General features: G+C 60.0%; 17 protein-coding genes. 12 read left to right on the plus strand and 5 right to left on the minus strand.

Annotated features, from left to right (window positions below):
* The first annotated feature begins 35 nt into the window (after window positions 1-35).
* The 4 genes from F759_RS0116265 (at window position 36) to narI (ending at window position 6,785) form a co-directional block, all read left to right on the plus strand.
* Window positions 36-3,818, plus strand: coding sequence for a nitrate reductase subunit alpha (locus F759_RS0116265; RefSeq protein WP_027800796.1), 3,783 nt, complete (start codon window positions 36-38; stop codon window positions 3,816-3,818).
* On the plus strand, window positions 3,815-5,338 hold the full coding sequence (gene narH / locus F759_RS0116270) for a nitrate reductase subunit beta (protein ID WP_027800797.1): 1,524 nt from the start codon (window positions 3,815-3,817) through the stop codon (window positions 5,336-5,338). The genes F759_RS0116265 and narH overlap by 4 nt, the downstream gene beginning before the upstream one ends.
* A gap of 11 nt (window positions 5,339-5,349) precedes the next feature.
* The gene (gene narJ, locus F759_RS0116275) at window positions 5,350-6,057 is read left to right on the plus strand and encodes a nitrate reductase molybdenum cofactor assembly chaperone (protein WP_456088823.1); all 708 of its coding nucleotides are present in this window, start codon (window positions 5,350-5,352) and stop codon (window positions 6,055-6,057) included.
* Window positions 6,054-6,785, plus strand: a complete 732-nt coding sequence (gene narI, locus F759_RS0116280; protein ID WP_027800799.1) for a respiratory nitrate reductase subunit gamma — start codon at window positions 6,054-6,056, stop codon at window positions 6,783-6,785. Before narJ ends, narI begins: the two co-directional genes overlap by 4 nt.
* A gap of 70 nt (window positions 6,786-6,855) precedes the next feature.
* Here narI and F759_RS0116285 read toward each other — a convergent pair whose 3' ends face one another.
* Together F759_RS0116285 and F759_RS0116290 are read right to left on the minus strand one after the other, a co-directional pair.
* A complete protein-coding gene (locus tag F759_RS0116285) occupies window positions 6,856-7,860 on the minus strand; it encodes a hypothetical protein (protein ID WP_027800800.1) in 1,005 nt (334 codons plus the stop codon).
* A 244-nt stretch (window positions 7,861-8,104) separates the two neighbouring features.
* The gene (locus F759_RS0116290) at window positions 8,105-8,995 is read right to left on the minus strand and encodes an SDR family oxidoreductase (protein ID WP_027800801.1); all 891 of its coding nucleotides are present in this window, start codon (window positions 8,993-8,995) and stop codon (window positions 8,105-8,107) included.
* A gap of 102 nt (window positions 8,996-9,097) precedes the next feature.
* Here F759_RS0116290 and F759_RS0116295 point away from each other — a divergent pair, with 102 nt between their 5' ends.
* Together F759_RS0116295 and F759_RS0116300 are read left to right on the plus strand one after the other, a co-directional pair.
* The gene (locus F759_RS0116295) at window positions 9,098-9,937 is read left to right on the plus strand and encodes a helix-turn-helix transcriptional regulator (protein ID WP_209440491.1); all 840 of its coding nucleotides are present in this window, start codon (window positions 9,098-9,100) and stop codon (window positions 9,935-9,937) included.
* A 978-nt stretch (window positions 9,938-10,915) separates the two neighbouring features.
* Window positions 10,916-12,241 carry a hypothetical protein gene (locus F759_RS0116300; RefSeq protein ID WP_027800803.1) on the plus strand — a complete coding sequence of 442 codons (1,326 nt, stop codon included), beginning with the start codon at window positions 10,916-10,918 and terminating at the stop codon, window positions 12,239-12,241.
* Between the two features lie 124 nt (window positions 12,242-12,365).
* Here F759_RS0116300 and F759_RS0116305 read toward each other — a convergent pair whose 3' ends face one another.
* Complete coding sequence (locus F759_RS0116305) at window positions 12,366-13,271, minus strand: ATP-grasp fold amidoligase family protein (protein ID WP_063829657.1); 906 nt, start codon at window positions 13,269-13,271, stop codon at window positions 12,366-12,368.
* 225 nt (window positions 13,272-13,496) lie between these two features.
* Window positions 13,497-14,378, minus strand: coding sequence for a GlxA family transcriptional regulator (locus F759_RS0116310; protein ID WP_027800805.1), 882 nt, complete (start codon window positions 14,376-14,378; stop codon window positions 13,497-13,499).
* Between the two features lie 1,117 nt (window positions 14,379-15,495).
* Here F759_RS0116310 and F759_RS0116315 point away from each other — a divergent pair.
* Genes F759_RS0116315 through F759_RS0116340 form a run of 6 tightly spaced genes read left to right on the plus strand, consistent with a single transcriptional unit; the run spans window position 15,496 to window position 23,104 of the window.
* Window positions 15,496-17,814: a polysaccharide biosynthesis tyrosine autokinase gene (locus F759_RS0116315; RefSeq protein WP_027800806.1), complete on the plus strand. Its 2,319-nt coding sequence runs from the start codon at window positions 15,496-15,498 to the stop codon at window positions 17,812-17,814.
* 46 nt (window positions 17,815-17,860) lie between these two features.
* Window positions 17,861-18,976 (plus strand): glycosyltransferase family 4 protein, encoded by a 1,116-nt coding sequence (locus F759_RS0116320; protein WP_027800807.1) that lies wholly within the window; start codon window positions 17,861-17,863, stop codon window positions 18,974-18,976.
* A gap of 21 nt (window positions 18,977-18,997) precedes the next feature.
* On the plus strand, window positions 18,998-19,468 hold the full coding sequence (locus tag F759_RS42170; protein WP_027800808.1) for a hypothetical protein: 471 nt from the start codon (window positions 18,998-19,000) through the stop codon (window positions 19,466-19,468).
* 40 nt (window positions 19,469-19,508) lie between these two features.
* Window positions 19,509-20,519: a glycosyltransferase family 2 protein gene (locus tag F759_RS0116330; RefSeq protein ID WP_027800809.1), complete on the plus strand. Its 1,011-nt coding sequence runs from the start codon at window positions 19,509-19,511 to the stop codon at window positions 20,517-20,519.
* A gap of 28 nt (window positions 20,520-20,547) precedes the next feature.
* On the plus strand, window positions 20,548-21,864 hold the full coding sequence (locus tag F759_RS0116335; protein WP_027800810.1) for a lipopolysaccharide biosynthesis protein: 1,317 nt from the start codon (window positions 20,548-20,550) through the stop codon (window positions 21,862-21,864).
* Window positions 21,865-21,916: 52 nt separating this feature from the next.
* The gene (locus tag F759_RS0116340; protein WP_027800811.1) at window positions 21,917-23,104 is read left to right on the plus strand and encodes a glycosyltransferase family 4 protein; all 1,188 of its coding nucleotides are present in this window, start codon (window positions 21,917-21,919) and stop codon (window positions 23,102-23,104) included.
* On the opposite strand, the gene F759_RS0116345 is transcribed toward F759_RS0116340, so the two are convergent.
* Window positions 23,080-23,715, minus strand: coding sequence for a phosphatase PAP2 family protein (locus F759_RS0116345; protein WP_027800812.1), 636 nt, complete (start codon window positions 23,713-23,715; stop codon window positions 23,080-23,082). The two genes, F759_RS0116340 and F759_RS0116345, sit on opposite strands and share 25 nt — an antisense overlap.
* Between the last annotated feature and the right edge of the window lie 50 nt (window positions 23,716-23,765).

The raw sequence follows: 23,765 nt of genomic DNA on the forward strand, positions 1-23,765 counted from the left end.
CGGAACAAAAAGCCAATTCAAAACGGACCCACACAATGAGCCACTTTCTAGACCGACTCAGATACTTCTCGCAGCCGAAGCAGCGCTTCGCGCAAGGCCACGGCGTGACCACCGGAGAGGACCGCACATGGGAAGACGCGTACCGCGCGCGCTGGCAGCACGACAAGACCGTTCGCTCGACGCACGGCGTGAATTGCACGGGCTCCTGTTCGTGGAAGATTCACGTGAAGGGCGGCATCGTGGCGTGGGAAACGCAGCAGACCGATTATCCGCGCACGCGCGCCGATCTGCCGAATCACGAGCCGCGCGGCTGCGCGCGCGGCGCGAGCTATAGCTGGTATCTGTACAGCGCGAACCGTGTCAAATATCCGCTGGTGCGCGCCCGGCTGCTCAAGCATTGGCGTGCCGCGCGCGCGGTGGCGGCGAGTCCCGTCGACGCGTGGGCGGCAGTCGTCGAGAACGACGCGCAGCGCCGCGACTATCAGAGCCAGCGCGGCCTCGGCGGCTTTGTGCGGGCTAGTTGGGACGAGGTCAACGAGATCGTGGCCGCGGCCAACGTCTACACGATCAAAAAGCACGGGCCGGATCGCGTCATCGGCTTTTCGCCCATTCCGGCGATGTCGATGGTCAGCTATGCCGCCGGCAGCCGCTATCTGAGCCTGATCGGCGGCGTGTGCATGAGCTTTTACGACTGGTACTGCGATTTGCCGCCGTCGAGTCCGCAGACCTGGGGCGAGCAGACCGACGTTCCGGAATCCGCAGACTGGTACAACTCGAGCTACATCATCGCGTGGGGTTCGAACGTGCCGCAAACGCGCACGCCCGACGCGCACTTTTTCACCGAAGTCCGCTATCGCGGCGCGAAGACGGTCGCGGTCACGCCCGACTACGCCGAAGTGAGCAAACTCGCGGACCTGTGGATGCATCCGCGTCAGGGCACCGACGCCGCGCTCGCGATGGCAATGGGGCACGTGATTCTGCGCGAATTCTATTTCGAGCGGCGCAGCGCCTATTTCGACGACTACGCGCGCCGCTATACCGACCTGCCGCTGCTCGTGCAACTGAAGGAGCACACATTGCCGGACGGCCGCCAGATCATGGTGCCCGACCGCTACCTACGCGCCGACGATTTCAACGGCAAGCTCGGTCAGGACAATAACCCCGAGTGGAAGACGGTCGCGTTCGACATCGACGGAAAAGTTGTATTGCCGCACGGTTCGATTGGTTTTCGCTGGGGCGCGGAAGGCCGCGGCGACGAAGGCAGATGGAATCTCGAAGCGAAAGAAGGGCGGCACGGCAGCGACGTCAAACTGAAGCTGTCGGTGGTGGAAGACAGCGCGCAGCCGCATGAGCCGGTCACGGTCGGTTTTCCGTATTTCGGCGGCATCGACACGCCGCATTTCACTGCGAACAAACAGGGCGACGTGCTGACGCGCGCGGTGCCGGCCGCGCGCATTGCACTCGGCAAGGAAGGCGAGCGGCGTGAGGTGCTGGTTGCGACCGTGTTCGATCTGCTGGCCGCCAACTATGGCGTCGACCGCGGCTTCGGCGGTGCGGTCGATTACAACGACGATGTGCCATATACGCCCGCCTGGCAGGAACGCATTACCGGCGTGCCGCGCGAGCAGGCCATCATGGTGGCGCGCGAATTCGCGCAGAACGCCGACAAGACGCGGGGCAAGTCGATGGTGATCATCGGCGCGGCGATGAATCACTGGTTTCACAGCGACATGAACTATCGCGGTGTGATCAACATGCTGATGCTGTGCGGCTGCATCGGTCAGAGCGGCGGCGGCTGGGCGCATTACGTCGGTCAGGAAAAGCTGCGTCCGCAAACCGGCTGGACCGCGCTCGCCTTCGCGCTCGACTGGATTCGTCCGCCGCGGCAGATGAATTCCACCAGCTTCTTCTACGCGCATACAGATCAGTGGCGCTATGAAAAGCTCGGCGTCGACGAAATTCTTTCGCCGCTCGCGAACAAGGCGCAATACGGCGGCTCGCTGATCGACTACAACGTTCGCGCCGAGCGCATGGGCTGGTTGCCGTCGGCGCCGCAGTTGCAGACCAATCCGTTGCAGGTGGCGCGCGATGCGCAGGCCGCCGGCATCGACGCAAAAGCGTATGTGGCGAGCACGCTAAAAGACGGCACGCTCAGGATGAGTTGCGAGGATCCCGATCATCCCGATAACTGGCCGCGCAATATGTTCGTGTGGCGCTCGAATCTGCTTGGCTCGTCGGGCAAAGGCCACGAGTACTTCCTCAAGCATCTGCTGGGCACCGCTCATGGCGTGCAAGGCCGCGATCTCGGCGACGACGATGCGAAGCCGCAAGAGGTCACGTGGCGCGACACGGCGCCGGAAGGCAAACTCGACCTGCTCGTGACACTCGACTTCCGGATGAGCACGACATGCCTCTACTCGGATATCGTGCTGCCTACCGCGACGTGGTACGAAAAGAACGATCTGAACACGAGCGACATGCATCCGTTCATTCACCCGCTGTCGAGCGCGGTGGACCCGGCGTGGCAGGCACGTAGCGACTGGGACATCTACAAAGGATTCGCGAAGGCCTTCAGCGAAGTCTGCGTCGGCCATCTCGGCGTCGAAAAGGAAGTCGTGCTGACGCCGCTGATGCACGACACCCCTGCGGAACTCGCGCAACCGTACGACGTGCGCGACTGGAAGCGCGGCGAGTGCGAACTCGTACCGGGCAAGACCGCGCCGCAGGTGAGCGTGGTCGAGCGCGACTATCCAAACGTGTATCGACGCTTCACGGCGCTCGGGCCGCTGATGAATAAGGTCGGTAACGGCGGCAAGGGCATTGCATGGCAGACCGGCACGGAGGTCGCGCAACTCGCCGAGCTGAACGGCACCGTGAACGACGAAGGCGCGACGCACGGACTCGTGAAGATCGACAGCGATATCGACGCGTGCGAAGTCGTGCTGATGCTCGCGCCGGAAACTAACGGCCACGTCGCGGTGAAGGCCTGGGACGCGCTCTCGAAGATAACCGGCCGCGACCATGCGCATCTCGCGTTGCATCGCGAGGACGAGAAGATCCGCTACCGCGACGTTCAGGCGCAACCGCGCAAGATCATTTCGTCGCCGACATGGAGCGGTCTCGAAAGCGAGAAAGTGTCGTACAACGCCGGCTATACGAATGTGCATGAACTCATTCCCTGGCGCACGCTGACCGGCCGCCAGCAGTTCTATCAGGACCATCCGTGGATGCGCGAGTTCGGCGAAGCTCTCGCGAGCTACCGTCCACCGGTCGACCTGAAAGCGGTTGCGCCCATGCACGGCCGCAAGCCTAACGGACACACCGAAATCGCGCTGAACTTCATTACGCCGCATCAGAAGTGGGGCATTCATAGCACGTACACCGACAACCTCATCATGCTCACGCTCAATCGCGGCGGCCCCGTGATCTGGCTGAGCGAGGACGACGCGAGATCCGCCGGCATCGAAGATAACGACTGGGTCGAACTGTTCAACGTCAACGGCGCGATCGCAGCGCGCGCGGTAGTGAGCCAGCGCGTCAATCCCGGCATGGTGATGATGTATCACGCGCAGGAGAAGATCGTGAACGTGCCTGGTTCGGAAATCACCGGCACACGCGGCGGCATTCATAACTCGGTCACGCGCATCGTGCTCAAGCCGACGCACATGATCGGCGGCTATGCGCAGCTTAGCTACGGCTTTAACTACTACGGGACCATCGGCACGAATCGCGACGAATTCGTCGTGGTGCGCAAGATGGCGAAAGTGGACTGGCTCGACGACGAGCCGGTTCTCGCCGCAAACGGAGATCGCAAATGAAGATTCGCGCACAGATCGGCATGGTCCTCAATCTGGACAAGTGCATCGGTTGCCATACCTGCTCGGTGACGTGCAAGAACGTCTGGACGAGCCGCGAGGGCGTCGAATACGCGTGGTTCAATAACGTGGAAACGAAGCCGGGCATCGGCTATCCGAAACAGTGGGAGAACCAGGATAAATGGAACGGCGGCTGGAAACGCAACGCGGACGGCTCGATTGAACCACGCCAGGGCAGCCGGTTGAAAGTGCTGTCGCGCCTCTTTGCGAACCCGAACCTGCCGCAGATCGACGACTACTACGAGCCGTTCACATTCGACTACGAGCACTTGCAGGCCGCGCCGGAAATGAAAGCGCCGCCGGTTGCGCGACCGCGCAGCCTGATTACCGGCAAGCGGATGGAAAAGATCGAGTGGGGTCCGAACTGGGAAGAAATTCTCGGCGGCGAGTTCGAGAAGCGCAGCAAGGACAAGAATTTCGACGACGTGCAGAAGGACATCTACGGTCAGTTCGAAAACACGTTCATGATGTATCTGCCGCGGCTGTGCGAGCACTGCCTGAATCCGGCGTGCGTCGCGAGTTGCCCGTCGGGCTCGATCTATAAGCGCGAGGAAGACGGCATCGTGCTGATCGATCAGGACAAGTGCCGCGGGTGGCGCATGTGCGTGTCCGGCTGTCCATATAAGAAGATCTACTACAACTGGCAGTCGGGCAAGGCCGAGAAATGCATCTTCTGCTATCCGCGCATTGAAAGCGGCCAGCCGACCGTGTGTTCGGAGACGTGCGTCGGACGCATTCGTTATCTCGGCGTACTGCTCTACGACGCCGACAGGATAGAGGCGGCTGCTTCTGTCGAACGCGAGACCGATCTCTATCAGGCGCAGCTCGACGTGTTTCTCGATCCGAACGATCCGGCTGTGATCGCGCAGGCGCACGCCGACGGCATCCCCGACGCGTGGCTCGAAGCAGCGAAGACGAGCCCCGTCTACAGGATGGCGATGGACTGGAAGGTGGCGCTGCCGCTGCACCCCGAATACCGCACGTTGCCAATGGTCTGGTACGTGCCGCCGCTTTCGCCGATCACCACTGCGGCGAGCGAAGGCCACATGAGCCTGAACGGCGAAATACCCGATGTCACGCAACTGCGCATTCCGGTCAAATATTTGGCCAATCTGCTGACTGCCGGCGACGAGGCGCCAGTGATCCGCGCACTTGAACGAATGCTGGCGATGCGCGCCTATCAGCGCGAAAAGCATGTCGACGGCCGCGAGAATCCGGCGGTGCTCGCGCAGGTCGGTTTGAGCCGCGACGAAGTGGAGGACATGTATCGCGTGATGGCACTCGCGAGCTACGAAGACCGCTTCGTCGTGCCGGGCACGCACCGCGAGTATGCGGAGAATCTCTATGACCTGAAGGGCGGTTGCGGCTTCTCGTTCGGCAACGGTTGTTCGGACGGTGCGAGCTCGACAAGTCTGTTCGGCGGCAAGAAGAGGCGCACGATTCCCATCAAGGCGAAGGTATGAAAGGTCCTGACATGAATGCTCAAGCTCATCATGTGGCCGCGCGCGTGCTTGCCGCATTGCTAGGTTATCCCGACGCGGCGTTGCGCGCGATGCTGCCGGATCTGCGCTTTGCGCTGCAGTCGGACCGCGCGCTGTCCAACGCATGCCGCGAGGCCGTCGCCGAACTGATAGACGCTTTGCAATACGCCGACGCGCTCGAAGCCGAAGCGCGCTACGTCGACACGTTCGACCGCGCGCGCAAGACATCGCTTCATTTGTTCGAACACGTGCACGGCGATTCCCGCGAGCGCGGTCCCGCGCTGATCGATCTTCAGGAAACGTACGCGCAACAAGGCCTGTTCCTCACGGCCGGCGAATTGCCGGACTACTTGCCGGTCGTTCTCGAATTCGCCGCGATGCAACAGGAGGCGGCCGCGCGCGAGTTTCTGGCCGAGATGGCGCACCTGTTGCAATCGATCCACGCGGCGCTGGCGCGCCAGCACAGCCCCTACGCGGCAGCAGTGGCGGCTGCACTGCATCNGGCGGGNGNGCCGGTGCAGCCGCCCGATGCCGTGCCCGAGCCGCCTGCGGAACCCGCAATCGACGATCAATGGGTCGAGCCGGCAGCATTCGGTGGATGCTCGTCTGCCGGTCAAAACTGCGCGCCGGAGGTCCAGACTATCCAGATCGTTCGTCGTGACGCCACGCCGCGCGGTCCGCACAAGGAAACCATGCTATGAACGCTCTCGACACGCTGTTATTCGGCATCTATCCGTACGTCTGCGTCGCGGTGTTTCTGGTTGGCAGCCTGTTGCGCTACGACCGGGACCAGTACACCTGGAAGAGCGATTCGTCGCAGCTGCTGCGCACGGGGACGCTACGCTGGGGTAGCAATCTGTTTCATATCGGCGTGCTGTTTCTGCTGTTCGGACACTTCTTCGGCATGCTGACGCCGCACTTCGTGTACGAGCGGTTCATCAGCGCGGGCGCGAAGCAGATCGTGGCGATGACATCGGGCGGCGTCGCCGGCACGCTGGCGCTCATCGGCGTGACGATATTGTTGCGCCGACGTCTCGGCGACCCGCGTATTCGCGCGACGTCGAAGACCAGCGACATCGTTCTGCTCGTGCTGTTGTGGCTGCAACTCGTGCTCGGGCTCGGCACCATCCCGCTGTCCGGCCAACATCTGGACGGCAGCATGATGCTCAAGCTCGCCGGTTGGGCGCAGCACATCGTGACGTTCAGAGCAGGGGCGGCGCAACTGATCGGCGACGCGAGCTTTATTTTCAAGGCGCATATGGTGCTTGGCATGACGCTGTTTCTGATTTTCCCGTTCACTCGGCTCGTACACGTATGGAGCGGTTTCGCTTCGCTCGCGTATGCGGTGCGCCCGTGGCAGGTGGTGCGGGATCGGCGGATGAACCTGCCAGCGGGGCATAACGTGCCGCCGTCGCAGCGTCGCGGTTAGCCGGTGAAAGGCGGCGCCGCAAGAGGGCGGCCCGCCCGCTCAGGCTTCGCATCGCGCCGGTTAAGAAACGTCAGAACCGCACGCCGATACCGCCTTCGATCACATCGGTGTCGCGGTTATAGCGCGTGACCACGCGATTCCACGTAACCCGAGCGAGCCAACGGGAACCGAAGCGATAGCTTGCCGATACTGCAAAGAGTGCCGAAACACGGCCGTCGCCTGTGCGGTCTCGCGGAAGATTGTCGGTCTGGGTGATCGCGACATAGGGGCCGACGCCAGCCGATAACGTGAGGCTGTCTTCGAAGAAAGCGCGTGTGGCCCACAGTTGCGCCGCGACACCGTCGCGGCGCGATTGGATATGGCCGCCCTCGTGAATGTACGACGCGCTTACGTCGACATAGCGCCACAACCCGCGCCGGTATTCGAGGCTTCCCGCATTGGTCGATTCTGAGTCGTTGCTGTTGAGGATGGTCTTGCCGAACATGACCGTGAGCTCGTTGTTCGTGACATTCGACGTCCGCGGCACGGGCCGCTGAGATGGTCCGGGTTCGCCCGATGCCTCCAGTTGGTAACCGACACCCATAATCAGCGCGGTCGTGTTCGGGCCGCCGAATGCATGCACGTAGTTAAGCTGCACCTGAGCAATCCAGCGTCGATCGAAATAGTAGGCGGCGCGCAGGCTTCCCAATATGCCCCAGCCATGCGTGTTCGAATAGTCGCCTCCGGCACTTGCCGCTGTCGTATCGAAGTATCGATATGGCCCGGCGCCCGCCGACAGTTCGAGCCGGTCGTTCCATAATGGCAGACGCCCCCACGCTTGCAGCGCCTGCCCGTCGCGATGATGATCGGGCAGGTGCCCTTCGTTGACCCACGAAAAACTCCACGCAGCAAAGCGGCCCACGCCTTCGCGATAGGTGGCGCTCCAGGAATAGGTATTCGTGCCCGCACTGAAAAGCGGGCCGGCAAGCAGCGAAAATTCCTGTGCATGCGCGCGAGGAGACAGGCCGGCAAGAGCGCCGAGTAAAAGCGCAGATAGCGAGGCAATGCGATGCTTGCGGTATCGATTGGCGGACACTATCCGATAGTCAGCAGAGTACGTACAACAAAAGTAGCTTGTGAGCGGCCCCGTTGCAAGATGAGAAGCCGCGACGATTGCCCGGACCGGTGGACCTGGCCCGCACACTCGACACTACCGGTGCGTCATGGCCCGTTACGTGTGCTGACGCACGTAGCGCGGCCATCGCGCTGGTCTCATCTGCTGTAGCAAAGTCTGCGTCGCGAGATCTCGCCTGTACCGCAAGATGCGGCACCGCATGCTCTCACCCGGCGAAGTAACCTGCGCGGTCGATATCGGCAATGAGATCGGGCTGCGTGGGTTCCCAGCCAAGTTGTTGCCGCGTTTGCCGACTGGTTGCGCGAACATCGATTGCTGCGAACCTCGCGAACCAGCCAAAGTGCCCATCTGCTTCTTCCTGGCTCCTGCTGACGACCGGCAATTTCAGGCGCCGGCCAATTACTTCTGCAATGTCCTTGAACGGCACGCCTTCATCGGCGACTGCATGATAGCGGGCACCTGAAAGGCCCTTTTCCAACGCGAGCCGGAAAGCACGCGCGGCATCCAGCCGATGAACGGCGGGCCAGCGGTTGAGGCCGTCCCCTATATAGGCCGACACACCCTTCTCGCGAGCGAAGCCCGCGAGGCGCGGGACGAAACCGTGATCGCCATCGCCGTGCACCGATGGAGGCAGGCGCACCACCGACGCGCACACGCCGCGTGCCGCGAGCGAGGCCGCCATCGCTTCGGAAGCGCGAGGATAGGCGGCGGAAGGTGGGACGGACGCATCGTCCTCGGTCGCGGGGCAACTGCTTATCGCCGCGAGCCCAGACGTCACGATGAGCGGACGGCTCGAGCCCTCGAGCGCTGCACCGAGCGTCTCAATGGCGCGCCGGTCCATCTCGCAGTTCTCCGCGAATCGCGAGAAATCGTGATTGAAGCCCGTGTGCACCACGCCGTCCGCGATCGATGCCGCGCTGCGCAGACTGTCGAGATCGTCGAGCGAACCGCGGTGGACGTCCGCCCCTGCGGCGCTGAGCGCTGCGGCGGCAGCTTCGGAGCGGGCGAGTCCAAGTACTGTGTGGCCGGCTCCGAGCAGCTCCTGCACCACGGCTGAGCCGACGAAGCCAGTCGAGCCGGTAACGAAAACACGCATGGAAATCCTCCATATCGACAATGAACGGATGCCACTTTCGGCGCATAATCGGCCGGCGAAAAGTAGTGACGTTACACGGGTATACGGACTAACAGGATGAGCATGCCGGTCGCCAACGACAATCCGCTTGGAGCCTATCTAAAAGATCGCCGCACCAAACTCGACCCGGCCGCATTCGGCCTTTCGAGCACGCGCCGGCGAACGCCGGGGCTGCGCCGCGAAGAAGTGGCCCAGCGCGCCAATGTCAGTGCAACGTGGTACACGTGGCTGGAACAGGGTAGGGGCGGCGCGCCTTCGGCCAATGTACTGGAGCGAATCGCGCGCGCGTTGTTGCTGACTGAAGCGGAGCGCGAGCATCTGTTTCTTCTCGCGTTGGGCCGTCCGCCGGATATCCGTTACCGCATATCCGAGGGCGTCACGCCAAGGCTGCAACGCGTGCTCGACTCGTTGGAGTTCAGTCCCGCCATCGTCAGGACCGCCACGTGGGACGTCGTCGCGTGGAACCGTGCGGCCGCTGCCATGCTGACCGACTACGGCGCGTTGCCGCCGGAACAGCGCAACATACTGCGCCTTGTCTTTTGTAATCCGCGGGTGCGCGCCGGGCAGCTCGACTGGGATAGCGTTGCGCGCTTCGTGGTCGCCGCGTTTCGCGCGGATGCGGCGCGTGCCGGGGCCGCCACTCGGGTGGCCGCGATGGTGGAGGAACTGTGCCGGGTCAGCCCCGACTTCGAAGCGATCTGGCGCGACAACGACGTGCGCGGCCACGGCGGAGGCGTCAAGCGTTTGCGGCATCCGGTAGTCGGACCGATAGGATTCGAATACTCGGCGTTTGCCGTCGACGGGCAGCCCGACCTCGGCATGGTGATCTATACGCCGCTTACGCCGGACGATGCGCGAAAGGTTGGTGAGCTCGTCAAGTCGCAGGTTCAGACATCATCATGATCGGAGTGGAGCGGTTTGAATATCCGCGGTTAAAACCGGTCGACCGATGAACCTGGAAATAGTCAATTAATGGCGTCGCGATTTAATGGGGAATGCGGCGATTATGTTTCCAGTTGTCTGTTAAGCCGCGTTTGTGCCGGTGGTATTCAATTATTTTCGCCTGACTTAAACGCCGAGTAGGCGCGCGCAGGCGGTGTAGAACGTCGATTCCAGCGACGGACTTGTGCATCGAATGCTCGGGCGGCGTAGCGTTAACCATCAGAAAGTAGATTCCTTATGATGTTTGAGCGAGGAAATTTACACGCTTCGGCGCGCCGGTTAAGCGCCGTGATTTGCGTCTTATCGTCTGATGTAAGATGTTTTTTCTTCTTCTGGCTCACGCGCAAATGAGGAGAAGAAGTAATTACTGCACGCGAGCCGAAAAACATCTCGTCCTGCTACCGCTAAGTACCTAGACGGGCTATCCATCTAATCTTCCGATCATCATCTGAAAGCAGGAATTTTTGCGATATGCAAAGTTCTCGGAAAGAATCCTGCTTTTTGGCCAAAAAGCACCGATTTCCATGTGACCTACTTCGCATTAGCGGGTACGATTTACCCCTGTTGTGACGCGGAACCGAACAACTTTCCGAGCAGATCAGGCGGCTTTCTCTCCGGTGAAGCATTCGCGCCACACTATGTAGTGATCCCGCAGCGGTAGCGCCGTCGCGGTCGTTTCAAAGGGCCCATCAACGTATCGCGGCGTCAGACGCACCGCGACAGGCGGAGCTTTGTCTGCTCGTCAACCGGTTCATTCCACGTTGTCCTCAACAATGTGACAGCACTTATTCGAAGTGCCGATGGTGCAACGTGCGATTTTGTATCATTAAGCATAACGAATCAATAACTAGCTGTCGCGAACAACACAGTTCTACCGAACTTCGAACGCTCATCTTTGGACTTTTTATCGGGACTTTCTCGACAGTGGGAAAAAAACACATGGTTAAACGACGTCAATTTCTTGGAGGCCTGACGGCCCTTGCCGGCACGTATCTTCTGAGCGCCTGTGGCGGCGGTGGCTCTGAAGACGGCGGCGCGAGTTCAACTGCAAAGACTTCCGCGAGCCCAAAGGCGAAAGTAGCCGCTGCATCCGCGAGCGGTACCGCGATGCCCCCTGCCGCTTCGATTACCGACAGCGCCGGCGATGTGTGGACGCTCGTCAATGGCGTGGTCTACAGGAACGGTTCTACCGTCGGCAATACGTATAACGTGTCGCTCGTGCTGTGGTATGGCGGCAAGATCTGGCATTGCGGCACCGGCGGTCAGTTCTATGCGAACGCGGAGGTCGCCGAGCAATGGCTTCCTTGCAGCGATCCGCGCATCGATGTGGCATCCGTTCCTGGAAGCTTCTACGGCATCAATGGGCATTTCGACTATACGTACACGCCGGAACAGACTGTATCGATTCTGAAGGCGATGAATTGCACGAGCTACCGCGTTGGCGTCACGGACGATCCCAAGCAATTGAATGCCGTGGTGAAGCTCGCGCAGGCGTTTCAGTCGGCGGGACTCACGCTGCTCGCGCTGATCGATCAGCGCGTGTATGACGCAAGCGGCGCTGTATTCGCCAGCGAGTCGGCCGCCTATGGCCGCGGTTATTCGGTCGGAGCGACCGTTGCCAACGCGTTGCAGCCGTACGGCGTGACGATTTACGAATGCGGTAACGAGTTGACGCGCCAGGACGCGACCGTGATCGACTTCACATGCGCGGGCTCAAAGGCAAGTGACTTCAACAATACAAACTGGCCTGCCATGCGCGGTGTCATGCGCGGAATGATCGACGGTGTGAAGTCGGTGCAGTCGTCCGCGAAGTGCGGTATCAATTTCTGCGTAGCAGACGTGGGTGCATCGGACGCGCTGTGGGAGGGCACGCAGCCCGACGGCACCAGTGGGTATCAGAAGCTGCGCTGGGACATCACCACCTGGCACAATTACGAGGCGTATGGTGACCTGTTCAACATCGGGATCGACGGTGCTGGGCCGGGTTTCGACCTGGCTACCTATTGCAAGGCCCGCTACGGTGTACCGCTTATCGTTACCGAATGGAATGCCGGCCCGGATTGCTCGGAGAACTACCGCGCAGATTACATCTCGAACAAACTTGCCGAATTCTACGATGCGCGGAAAACGCACAACATTCAGTCGGTCATGTACTACGTGCTGGATAGCGGCAACAACACCTACGGCATCATGATCAAGGGCACACCGGTGGACGCGCCGTACAATGCATTTACCAGCTTCGCGTCGAGCCATGCCGACATCTGAGTGGTTTCGCACTTATCGGTCCATGAACCTGGTCTCGCCTGGCTTGCAGGACGAGGCCGGGTTCATAGGTGTCGATTCTTAGATGCTCTGGCAGGCTGCTGCTTACGTGTTATCAGCGGTGTTATCAGCGGCAGAATGTCTCCGGCACTAATTTTCCCCATTCGTAGTCGACACTATCCGGCGTAAAGGGCAGGACGCCTGCGCCCGGTGTGAACGTCAGTTCACCGAAGTAAACGAGATTATCCGGCGCATAGAGGTCGACGCGAACATAGTCGAAGTCTTCGCACAGCCTGGTAGCGGCGCGCAGAATTGCGTCCAGGTTCTCCGGCTGCGGCGCCGGAATGGGACTGCGCTTGTAGTAACCGATTGCTACGTCGAGATGATTCCAGTCGACGTCGTATACATCACCCCTTGTGTTCCCGCCAAATCTGTCGGAAATCACCAGAATGTAGATGATCGGCCGTCCGCTTCGTCCGCCGAAGCAGTGCAGTTTGTAGTCGGCGGGAATCTTGCCGCTACTGTCGAGTAGAAGTTGCTCGAAGAAAATGCGCGGCTTGATCTTGCGATAATGTCTTTCACGAGCGATCTTGTAGAAGTCGAGCGACAGCCAGTAGTCCGCGAGATCGCGCAGTTCTTCGAAAGACGTTGCTGATTTGTTCCTCACTACCTCCACGTAGCTGCTGCCGTGGTTTGCCTTCATCACGAACGCGTCTGGCAGAGCATTGAACACTTCTCGCGTGAAGACGTCCGGGACGGACAGCAACGGTATGACGTGCTCTTCGCCTAGTTTTTTCGCGACATACTCACGGACCGTGAGCTTGTCGGTCAACTTGACGAACCACGGGTCCGGCCGCAAGTTCTTCTGCAGGATCTTCTCGTTGAAAGTGGTGGGGCGAAGCAGATTCGGATAGCGGCCTATTTCCTTGTGATGCAGCAGGCTGAGAAACAATGGCGCCGGCAGCATCGACTTGGCTGCTTCTTTGAGTCTTCTGACGCTCGACTCTCTACGCTTCGGCTGCGGTTGCCTCATGGCGTCGCGCGAGAGCGGCCAGTCGTCGGGCACGGCGTCTTCCGCCGTGTCGGTTTCACTGCGGCGCAGGGTCGATACATCGGCGTCGCGGGAGAACTGCACAGACTTCGTAGTTGTCATTGTATGGTCCATATCTAATGGGCTTTGCGACGCCTGATTAGCGCGTGCAACCGGGCAGCGCGATCTCTCAGTCGCGCGCCGCCCGTCTGTACGGATACCGGGCCGTTAATCGTCGATTGCCACGCAGCGTTCCGCGACTTCCAGGCGCTGCTGCGCGCGAAATTGCGTGGGTGACATGCCATAGCGTTCCTTGAACAGGCGGCCGAGGCGATTGCCGTCACCCATTCCACACCGCCGCGCAATCTTGTCGACGGGCAGATCGGTGTTGCGCAGCATGGCGCGAACAACTTCGAAGCGCGTGCGCAGCAGGTATTCGAGCGGTGTCATGCCGAACTCGAACTTGAACCGGCGTTGATAGTTTCGCTTGCTCATCGCCGCACACTCCGCGGCCTTCGCGACGGAAATGGGATTGCTGTAGTTCTCCTTGATCCAGCGCGCAGACTCGCGAATCTTTTCAGTCGTCGTGGTGATGCTCGCGTCGTCCAGCTCGAATTTGTCGGATTCCACGTAAGTCGTTTGCAACATGTCCGCAATCTTTCGGGCAACTTCGGTGCTGAGATCGCGTTCAATTTGCGCCAAGGCGAGATCCGTGGGCGTAGCGCTGCTGGTCCGTGTCGTGGTCGGCGCATCGTCGAACAGGAAGATCGGCACCGTCGAATGCAGCGGATCCTTGCAAATGACTACCAGGTTCGCGCCTTGTTGAATATCGAATGATGCAATAGAGCCTTGACGTGCTATCCAGGAGAGCAGGCGGTCGTTGGACTCCAACGCCCTGGCAGCGTCGCGGCAGGCGACAAACAACGCGTGGAATTCGCCCAGCCGATGGCGCTCGATACTTTGGGTCCAGATCGATATGCCCGACGAACTGGTCACGAGCCCACCGCTTTCAGAAAGCACTGAAAGAGAATAGGGAGAGTCGGCTGCTGTGTCCTCTGACAATTCGTTCGCTAGGCGGAATGCGTCGCCGATCGATCCGGCAGTCGCCATCGAGCATTCTTGCGACACTAGAAGCCCAATGTGCTTTGCCGGTTTCCGTGTCGCCACTTTTGGACCGGTCCGGTGCGCATCAATGCACGACCTGAGAAAATCGGTGGAAGTCGTCACGCTTAGTTCTCCAAACAGGGTGAATCACTGCCTACGTGACGAGATTAGCGTAGTCAAATCGCCCTGGCGAACGTGGCCGGTAATCGATGGTGTTTTGGCGCAATTGTGATGAACGGGGAAATTGTTACCTCGTCTGGCTAAATAAAGCCCTACAAAAAGGCGCACCAATCAGCAAGAATTGCCTCGCGCAATTAGCGAGTCGCTATTGGTTGCGAAACGAAGGTCGCCGTCAAAGTCCCGCTGCATAAGGCTCCCGGCTCGTGATCCGCAGTGACGCTCCGGTCCGTCCCATTTATTCGCAGGTAGTGGCGCATAACGGCGAGCCGTCTGCGTTGTATCACTCTGTTACATCGATTGCAGATAGCTACAACACTTTTCGGTTTATATGTTGCGCGGTAATCGCTTCCACGGAATCGGCCAATAGCACCCGAATTTATGCCGCTCCCCATACGCTCATTCACCCGAGCGCTATGCTTCACTGCAACATCTGTAGCAATAGCGGTTGCCCCGGTAGGCGCTATTCGAATGCCAGCAATGCGCAATTTCTTCATCTTGTCGCGTAGCCTTGTCGATTGAGGTGTAGCAATTGCCGTGTCTTTAAGTGCTTTGCACCGACGACGTACGAGGAGGCAACGCTCACGTGAGTCCAGAGCCGGGACCGCGTTTTGCGAAGTCGGCACCTGGTCTGTTTCCAGTGCATTAAACGCCAACGATTTGTAGTACGGGACAAACGCGAAGTGCAGCGTAGAGCTTGTCGTTTCGCGATCTGGGGGATTCGACATTGTGAAACGGGGCGAGCCGAGTTGCTTGCGGCGCAGCCTTTGATCGTTCAGGCAGGTGGACAGACACTTGGCTTGGCAAAACCATGACGTAGCTCCGACCCCGCGTCGGGCTACGCCATACGCGTTCCTGCCGGCAACGGCTTTGGATTGCGGACCGTTGGTCAGCCAGGCGGTGTCGACTCATTACTGTGCCCATCAAACATGGAAGGATCAAACCGGTGGACTACTACCCTCTGAATTCGCTCCCTGCCACTGCCAGCACAGAGCGTGGCCAGCTTAGTGCGAGTGCGATGCTGCGTCTGATGCGCGACCACATCTGGGAGATCGTACTTACCACGGTCGTCGTTTTTAGTCTGGCCGCCGCTTATCTGCTCGTTGCGTCACCGATCTATTCCGCGGACGTGCTCATTCGCGTCGATCCGCCAGAACCGAACGCGCTGGGCCTCGCGCTTCAAAATCAGGAGAACATGCCTCCGCCTGCGCCGTCTACCGTCACGGAAATGGGGGTCATGCGCAGCCGTTCGGTGCTCGAGCCGGTGGTTCAACGCTTCCGCTTCGATGTCTCGGTGACGCCGCGCAAGCTGCCGCTACTCGGCAATATTGCGGAGAAGTTCGCGACGCCCGGCGAGCCGTCGCGTCCGTGGCTGGGGCTAAAGTCATACGCGTGGGGCGGTGAGCAGGTAAAGGTCGGCGCGCTCGAGGTGCCGAAAGACCTGGAAGAAGAAAAAATGACGCTGGTTGCGGGCGAGGACAACACATACGAATTACGCGGCCCGCAAGATCAGGTCTTCCTCCACGGCACCGTCGGCAAGGAGATATCGGGCAATGGCATTTCCATGCGCGTCGACGAACTTGTCGCGCGGCCCGGCACCGAGTTCACGGTGGTACGGTGGAACGCGGTGGACGCGATCAAACGTTTCGACGGCGTCATCAAGGTTAGCGACAAAGTAAAAGACTCCGGTCTTCTTCAGATCGAGTACACGGATACGAGCGCGGAGAAGGCCGCGGAAGTAGCGAATGCGTTGGCTCAGCAGTACCTCACAACGGCGATCGCCAGCCGGCAACTCAACGACACGACGACCCTCGCGTTTATTAACGGAGAACTACCCCGTCTGCTAGCGGACTTGAGAAAAGCAGAGGAAGCGCTGAAGGCATTCCGGGCCAATTCGCAATCGATGCAACCGACCGCCGAGGCTCAAGCTTACCTGCAAGGCGGACTCGATCTCGACCGACAGATCGCGACGTTGCAACTGCAGCGCACGCAGCTTCTGGAGCGCTACACGCCGCAAAGCCGTTGGGTTCAGAGCGTCGATACTCAACTTGCGCAATTGAAGAGCGCGAAGGCGAGTTTCGATGGCCATTTCAACGGCATGCCGGCATCCGAACGCTCCAGCGTCGATCTCATTCGCGCGCAGAAGGTGGCGGAGACGATCTATCTCGGCATGGTGCAGAAGGCCGAACAATTGCAGGTGCGGCGTGCAAGCACTACCGGCGGCGCGCATATCGTCGACCAGGCAATTACGCCGCATCGCCCTGTTAAACCAAAGCCGATACTGGTGCTTCCTGGCGGGTTGATGCTGGGCATCGTATCGGGCGTCGTCCTTGTTTTCATGCGTCGCCATGTGCTGACAGGTGTGACGGATCCGCGTTACGTTGAACGCAGAATGAGCGTGCCGGTGTTCGGCGAGATACTGTTTAGCCAGCAGCAGTCGTTGCTCGACAGGACCAATGCAGGCGCGAAATCGCTGCCGGGTGCAGCCACGCGCGCCGGATTACCGCAACCGGCTTCGGGCGGCGTGCCCGAAATACAGGTGGCGGGCGGTGGCAGCAAGGTGCTTGCAGAGCGCTTTCCTCACGATACGTCGGTTGAGGCGCTGCGGGCCGTGCGCACTTCGCTGGCACGGGATCTCGCACATTCGCGCAACAACATTCTCATGGTTATCGGGCCGACTCCGTCGGCGGGGAAGAGCTTTGTCGCGGCCAATATTGCGACGTTGCAGGCCGAGATCGGCGCGCGGGTTCTTCTGATCGATGCCGATATGCGTCGCGGCCATCTCGCATCGCTCTTTAATCAGAACAACCGTGGTGGGCTTTCGGAAGTTCTCTCGGACAGGATGCCGCTGCGCAATGCACTGCGCCATACGGGTATCGAGGGCTTGTCTTTCCTGTCCTGCGGATCGCGCCCGGACAATCCGGCCGCCTTGCTTGCGAGACCGCGCTTCAAGGAAGTACTGGAACGCCTCAGCGCGCAGTTCGATCTGGTGATCTTCGATACGCCGCCGTTCCTCGCGGTCACCGACGCCTCGATCATCGCGAGCGAAGCCGGCGCATCGCTACTCGTTTTGCGCTCGGGCATGCAATCCGAGGAGGAAATCGAGGACACGGTCAAGAAGATGGAGCGCGCAGAAGGCCGTATTGCCGGCGCCGTATTCAATGGTATTCCGCTTCGGCGTAGTACTCGCAACTACGGCTATGCGACGAACTACGCCAGCGACTATGGCGACGCCGACGCGGCCAGCGGATCTCTCCGAACGTAAGCGAGTTACCACCGCTGTTCGATGAATTCGCAAAACGGAGAAGCAGATGGCGTTTGCAATTAACGGGAAGTTTACTTCGCAGCCGGTGACGGGTGTTCAGAGAGTCGCGTATGAATTGACGAGAGCTATGCAAATGCGGGTTCCGCCAGGCGAACGGCTCGAAATTTTTGTCCCCCGCAATGCAAGGGAGCCGGGTGCGCTGTTGAAATGGCAACGGCGTTTTCCGTGGTTGCGCGGCACGCTGTGGGAACAGATCACGCTGCCCATTGCCGCCAGAGGTGTGAGGCTTCTCAACCTGTGCAACACGAACCCGGTGTTCAAACGCAGGCAGGTCGTAATGGTTCACGACATGGCGGTGTACGACGTACCGGGCGGTTTCTCGAAGAAATTCGTGCTCTGGTACCGGCTCTGTTTCTTCATGCTGCCACGAATGCAGCCGATGATCATTACGGTGTCGGAGTTCTCGAAATCGCGCATCTGCCACCACCTGAAAATAGACGAGTCGCGAGTCGCAGTAGTGAGCCCGGCTGCGGATCATCTGGACCGGGTTGTTTCGGAGCCCGCGGTGATCGAGCGCCTGAACCTCGTCAAGGACGCCTATTGCGTCGTGGTCGGCAGCCTCGATCCACGCAAGAACCTGCAACGCGTGCTGGAAGCGATAGAGAAGCTCGGGCACCTCGACCACGTCAAGTTCGTGGTAGTCGGCGGGAAGAACGCGCGCATCTTCAATAGCGAACTCGCTGACGAGAAACCGCAATCGGAGAGAGTGGTGTGGGCCGGGTTCGTCACTGACGGCGAACTGAAGGCGCTCTACGAAAACGCCGGCTGTCTTGTGTTCCCGTCCCTTTACGAAGGGTTCGGCCTGCCGCCGCTCGAGGCGATGTACTGCGGCTGTCCGGTCGTCGCTTCGTCGCGGACCGCGATACCGGAGGTTTGCGCAGAAGCGGCGATATATTGCGACGCCACATCGGCGGACGACATCGCCGCGAAGATCGCGCTAATGATGATGGACGACGCATTGCGGCAGCGTTATAGGGCAATGGGACTCGCGCGTGCACGCGAATTTCGCTGGGACATGAGCGCGCAATCCGTGCTGGAGATTCTCGAGGGGCAGGCGGGCGTTCGGTTGTCTGGCGTGCCGGCCAGCGCGTCGGCGGGCTAGCGCATGTCGGTGGGCAGGCCAATGTATCGCATTCGAAAGAGTGCCGGCAGACGTTGGGCGTTGGGAAACATCGGCCAGCGCGACTCAGCCACTGAATTCATGCATATCGCCAAGACCGGATCTCAGTTCGGCAACGATCTTCCTTCAGCGCTGACTCTGAACAATCGCAATGGCATCAAGTCGCTGTTGCAGCCATACATGAATGATGTGTCGGCGAGAAGCCCGGTCGTGCTTCATCAGACTGTTTCGGGATCGCCGGAAAGTTTGACGAGTCCGTTGCAATTTAGTCCAAACACTTCCGGCATTTCGCTGTGCTCCGGCAATAAAATCGTGTTGCGGGCGACGGGCACAGTAAGTGCACCAGACGCCGTTACGACCACTTGGAGTAACGACGGTTTGCAATTGGGAGTCACGGTGCCCGAGCGGATCAATGGCGCCGGAAGCTACCCGCCGGCTCACCTTGCGCATATCGCTGTCCGTCCGCTTGCATAGCGATTCCGACTCCCCGAAACTTCAGATAGCGTCGACTGCCATGAACCAGGTCACAGTTGTCATATGCAACTACAACTACGAACGCTATCTAGCGGCCGCGATCGATTCTGCGCTGAATCAGGACTATCCGGGCACGCAGGTAGTGGTGCTCGACGACGGTTCGACAGATGGATCGCGGGCAATCATTGAAGAGTACGGCAGCCGCATCACGGCGATCTTCCAGGAAAACGGCGGGCAGGTGTCCGCATACAACCATGCGATCGCCGCGCTCGAAACGGAATACGCAATCCTGCTCGATTCGGACGACATCCTGTATCCGAGCGCCGTATCGGAGGTGATGCGGATTTTTGCCAGCGGCGCATGGGCCAAAGTGCAGTTCCGGCTCGACGTGATGGATGCAAATGGAGCACCGACAGGCGCCTACGTGCCGAACAGCGAACCGCCCGCCAACTGCGGAGAACTCTTGCAGGCGGGCTGGCTGTATCCGTCGCCGCCGGCGTCGGGCAATGCATACCGGGTGAGCGCGCTCAAGCAGGTCTTTCCTGTCCCCGCTCCGGGGATCAATCGCTACGGCGCAGACTTCTTCGCGATCTATGGCGCGGCGCTAGTAGGCCCGGTCGCCACGGTGCGAAAGTCGCTCGGTGGCTATCGTGTGCATAACGCGGATGGCGGTACGGTGTCCTTCGCCAATTCGGAGCAGATTTCGAAAGCACCGAAGGCGCTCGGTATGCGCTGGGCAATCCTGAGAAATATTGCGAGGTCGCGTCTGGAAATCGAGCTTCCACCAACATTTCATGATTTCGGGCACGAGAAGGCGATCTTCTGCTCGAGCGTCTATCGGGCAACGCTCGCTCATCGCTGGCGATGGATGATGCGTGATTCGCGCGGCTACCTGCATGCGATCGTCGCGAACCCATTCTGGAGCGTGAAGAAGAAATTCGGCACGCTATTTCTTTCGGGCTTGTGCCTCGTGCCGTACTCGCCACTTTCCGACTTTGTCGTTCGTTACATATCGAATCCGCTCGCACGCCGACGAGTGCCGCAGCGATAGAGTCAGGAAGACGCATTTGGAGAACGGAATGGAAAGACGAGACAACGCAAGCGTCATTGCGTTTGTTTACGGCGGATATTTGATGAGGTACGTGTACCTCATCATCGTGGTGCCGTTTTACGGAAGAATTCTCGGCGTGTCCGAATACGGTCGGGTGCTGGCGTCGATGTCGCTCATGAACGTGATATGGATGCTCGTGAGCTATGGATTTACGTTTGTCGGAATGCGCGAAGTCTCGAAGGCGCACTCGGTAAAGGAATGCAATTCGATCTACTCGTTGCATGTCAGCGCGCGGCTCATGCTGGCTGCGTTGGGCGGATGTATCGGTCTCGTTGCCACCATGTGCTCGCCGACGTTGTCGCAGCGGCCTCTTATCGGCGTGCTGGCGACATTGCTGGGTATTGTCTCCGCACTGAATCTGGGCTGGCTATTTCAGGGGCGTCAGCACTTTCGCACGCCGATCATGATCGAGGTGTTCGGTTTTGCCGTAAGCCTCGTTTTGGTGCTGAGCCTCGTCAAAGAACCCGCCGATTCGGTCTGGGTTCTGGCGAGCCTGCTAATCGCGGGTGTGGCGTCGTCGATCATTTCGTATGGCATCACCACATCGCAATTGGGATTGCCGCATCTGAAAATTGGCGGTGTAATGCCGCTCATTCGCAGTTCGACGATGCTTTTCTGCTACTCGTCTGGCTCTGTCGTACTCACGGCGTCTTCGACTTATTTGCTGACGCTGTTGTCGACGCCTGCACAGGTCGGCTATTTCGGCGCGGCGGAGCGTTTCGCGACTATTGCGCTTAGCCTGATGGGACCGGCATCGCAGGTATTCATTCCAACGATCTCGCGCCAGCTTGCCCACGGCGACAAGGATGGCGCACATGCCACCACGCGTCGGGGCGCGACGCTTCTGCTCGGCTACGGGTTACTCGTATTTTGCGGCGCGATGACGCTGTCGCCCTTTGTTTTGCCGCTGATTCTCGGGCCCGCGTTCGAGCCTGCCGCTCGCGTTCTTCAATGTTTCGCATGGATGTTTCCGTTCGTGGCGTTCAACGAGTTCGTGGCTTTCTATGTATTCGTTCCACGCAAAAAAGACCGGCTGCTTGCCTTTGCGGGCGTCGCCTCGGGCCTCGTTAACCTGGCCGCGGCGCTGTTCCTCGCACCGCGCTTCGGAGCAATCGGCATGGCGATGGCTCGCGTGATCGGCGAGACCACGCTCGCCGTGATCCTGATGATCATCATGGTCCGGCTCGAACTGGTGGGGCTCGTGCCGGGCGCGCGGCGCGCTGCCGGAATGCTCGGGCTTGCGTGGGGCGCAAGACCTCGGGCTAGTGCGACCAAGGACGAGTGAACCGGATTGCCGGAGGGGAAGCCCCCGGCGCGTAATCTCACAGGAGGTTGAAGTGAAAGTCGCTATTGTTCACGATTGGCTGGTGGTTTCGGGCGGCGCGGAGAAGGTTCTGAAGAGCATTATCGAGTGCTTCCCGAAAGCGGACCTCTTCTCGATTGTCGACTTTCTCGAAGACCGCGATTGCATTAAAGGCAAGTCCGTCAACACGTCGTTCATTCAGAAGATGCCGTTTGCGCGGACGCGCTACCGGGCATATCTGCCGTTGATGCCGATCGCGATTGAACAGCTCGACCTGTCTGCATACGACCTCGTTATCTCGAGTTCGCACGCGGTGGCTAAAGGCGTGCTGACCGGGCCGAATCAGATTCACATCAGCTACGTGCATTCGCCGATTCGCTATGCGTGGGATTTGCAGCATCAGTACTTGCGCGAATCTCGTCTCAACAAGGGGCTCAAGTCCATCATGGCGCGCGCGCTGCTGCACTACATTCGCGGCTGGGACTCGCGCTCGGCGAACGGGGTCGATCACCTGCTCGCGAATTCCCATTTCATCGCTCGGCGAATCAGGAAGGCGTATCAACGCGACGCCACTGTCATTTATCCGCCCGTCGATCTCGAGAACATGGTCCTGTGCACGCAGAAAGAGAACTTCTACGTGACGGCTTCTCGCATGGTGCCGTACAAGCGTATCGACCTCATCGTGCGGGCTTTCTCGCAGACGCCCGAACGCCGGCTCGTGGTGATAGGCGACGGCCCGGAGATGAAGCGGATCAAGGCCGTTGCTGGCCCCAATGTGACGGTGCTCGGTCACCAGCCTCTGGAAGTGCTGGTCGATCATTTGCGACGGGCCCGCGCATTCGTGTTCGCGGCAGAAGAGGACTTCGGCATCTCCGTGGTGGAAGCGCAGGCATGCGGCACGCCGGTGATTGCGTTTGGCAGGGGAGGCGCGCTTGAATCGGTTGTTGGCTTGCCACTCGAGCAGCCAACTGGCGTCTTCTTCGGCGAGCAGACGGTCGAGTCATTGCTGGAAGCCGTGACGCGGTTCGAGCATAACGCTGCTCTATTCGATCCGCTCAATTGCCGCCAGAACGCCGAGCGGTTCTCAACCGAGAACTTCAAAACGGCATTGACGGATTTCATCGACGCGCGGCTGCTGCGCAGCTCGATCGAACAGCTTCGCCCGTATCTGGTGCGAGAACGGGCTGTCGACGAACGTCATCTTGCGAGCGCGCCCTCGTAAGATTGAATGCGATATTTGACGCGACCGGCCAAAGCCATGATCGAATGAGCGTGGCTGTGTATCTGCGGCGAACGCGTTTCAATGAGCCGCTGAAGCGGGGCCTGGTGCCCGTAGGCGAGTGCGCAGACGAATAGGAGGCTCGCAGCCGACCACGCCGGCCGCGGGCGTTCGAACTGCACGGAAAGCGCTGTGCGCAGGAAAACGAGGCCCACGAGCGCACCGAGAATCCAGCCTGCAACCACTTCAGGCAAAGAATGCGATTGATCCATCAAACGCGATACGCCGGTTAGCGCGCCGATTCCCAGCCCGGCCACGATGCCGAACGACGGCGGCAGACGCCACCATTGCAACTGCAATGCGAGGGCCACCATCCAGACGGATGTAGACAGCATGGCGTGGCCGCTGATCACGCGGAAGTCAGAAGCTGGAAAAGAGATGCCCCAGCCCGCATAGAAGACCTTGCTCGCGCCGACAATGGCAATGCCCGCGCAGAGCATCGCAACCCACCGGCAGGCCAGCTTGACGTTGACCAGTGCGATCCAGCAGGCGCAGACAGCCGCCACGGGCAAAGTGACGGCGGCATCGCCTATGTTGGTGAATACAGTCCACATAGCGTTCTCATTGTTGTTGCGTTTCGCTGCAGCGGGGCCATGAGGCTCCC

Origin of the sequence: Paraburkholderia dilworthii (assembly GCF_000472525.1) — a bacterium.
GTDB classification, from domain to species: Bacteria; Pseudomonadota; Gammaproteobacteria; order Burkholderiales; family Burkholderiaceae; genus Paraburkholderia; species Paraburkholderia dilworthii.

Bases quoted from the DNA above. Each gene is read 5' to 3' on its own strand.
- F759_RS0116320 (WP_027800807.1), top strand. From the start codon at position 17,861: ATGGCGTTTGCAATTAACGGGAAGTTTACTTCGCAGCCGGTGACGGGT.
- F759_RS0116330 (WP_027800809.1), top strand. From the start codon at position 19,509: ATGAACCAGGTCACAGTTGTCATATGCAACTACAACTACGAACGCTAT.
- F759_RS0116265 (WP_027800796.1), top strand. From the start codon at position 36: ATGAGCCACTTTCTAGACCGACTCAGATACTTCTCGCAGCCGAAGCAG.
- F759_RS0116290 (WP_027800801.1), bottom strand. From the start codon at position 8,995: ATGCGTGTTTTCGTTACCGGCTCGACTGGCTTCGTCGGCTCAGCCGTG.
- F759_RS0116300 (WP_027800803.1), top strand. From the start codon at position 10,916: ATGGTTAAACGACGTCAATTTCTTGGAGGCCTGACGGCCCTTGCCGGC.
- narI (WP_027800799.1), top strand. From the start codon at position 6,054: ATGAACGCTCTCGACACGCTGTTATTCGGCATCTATCCGTACGTCTGC.
- F759_RS42170 (WP_027800808.1), top strand. From the start codon at position 18,998: ATGTATCGCATTCGAAAGAGTGCCGGCAGACGTTGGGCGTTGGGAAAC.
- F759_RS0116345 (WP_027800812.1), bottom strand. From the start codon at position 23,715: ATGTGGACTGTATTCACCAACATAGGCGATGCCGCCGTCACTTTGCCC.
- narH (WP_027800797.1), top strand. From the start codon at position 3,815: ATGAAGATTCGCGCACAGATCGGCATGGTCCTCAATCTGGACAAGTGC.
- F759_RS0116310 (WP_027800805.1), bottom strand. From the start codon at position 14,378: ATGGCGACTGCCGGATCGATCGGCGACGCATTCCGCCTAGCGAACGAA.
- F759_RS0116305 (WP_063829657.1), bottom strand. From the start codon at position 13,271: ATGAGGCAACCGCAGCCGAAGCGTAGAGAGTCGAGCGTCAGAAGACTC.
- F759_RS0116335 (WP_027800810.1), top strand. From the start codon at position 20,548: ATGGAAAGACGAGACAACGCAAGCGTCATTGCGTTTGTTTACGGCGGA.
- F759_RS0116295 (WP_209440491.1), top strand. From the start codon at position 9,098: ATGCCGGTCGCCAACGACAATCCGCTTGGAGCCTATCTAAAAGATCGC.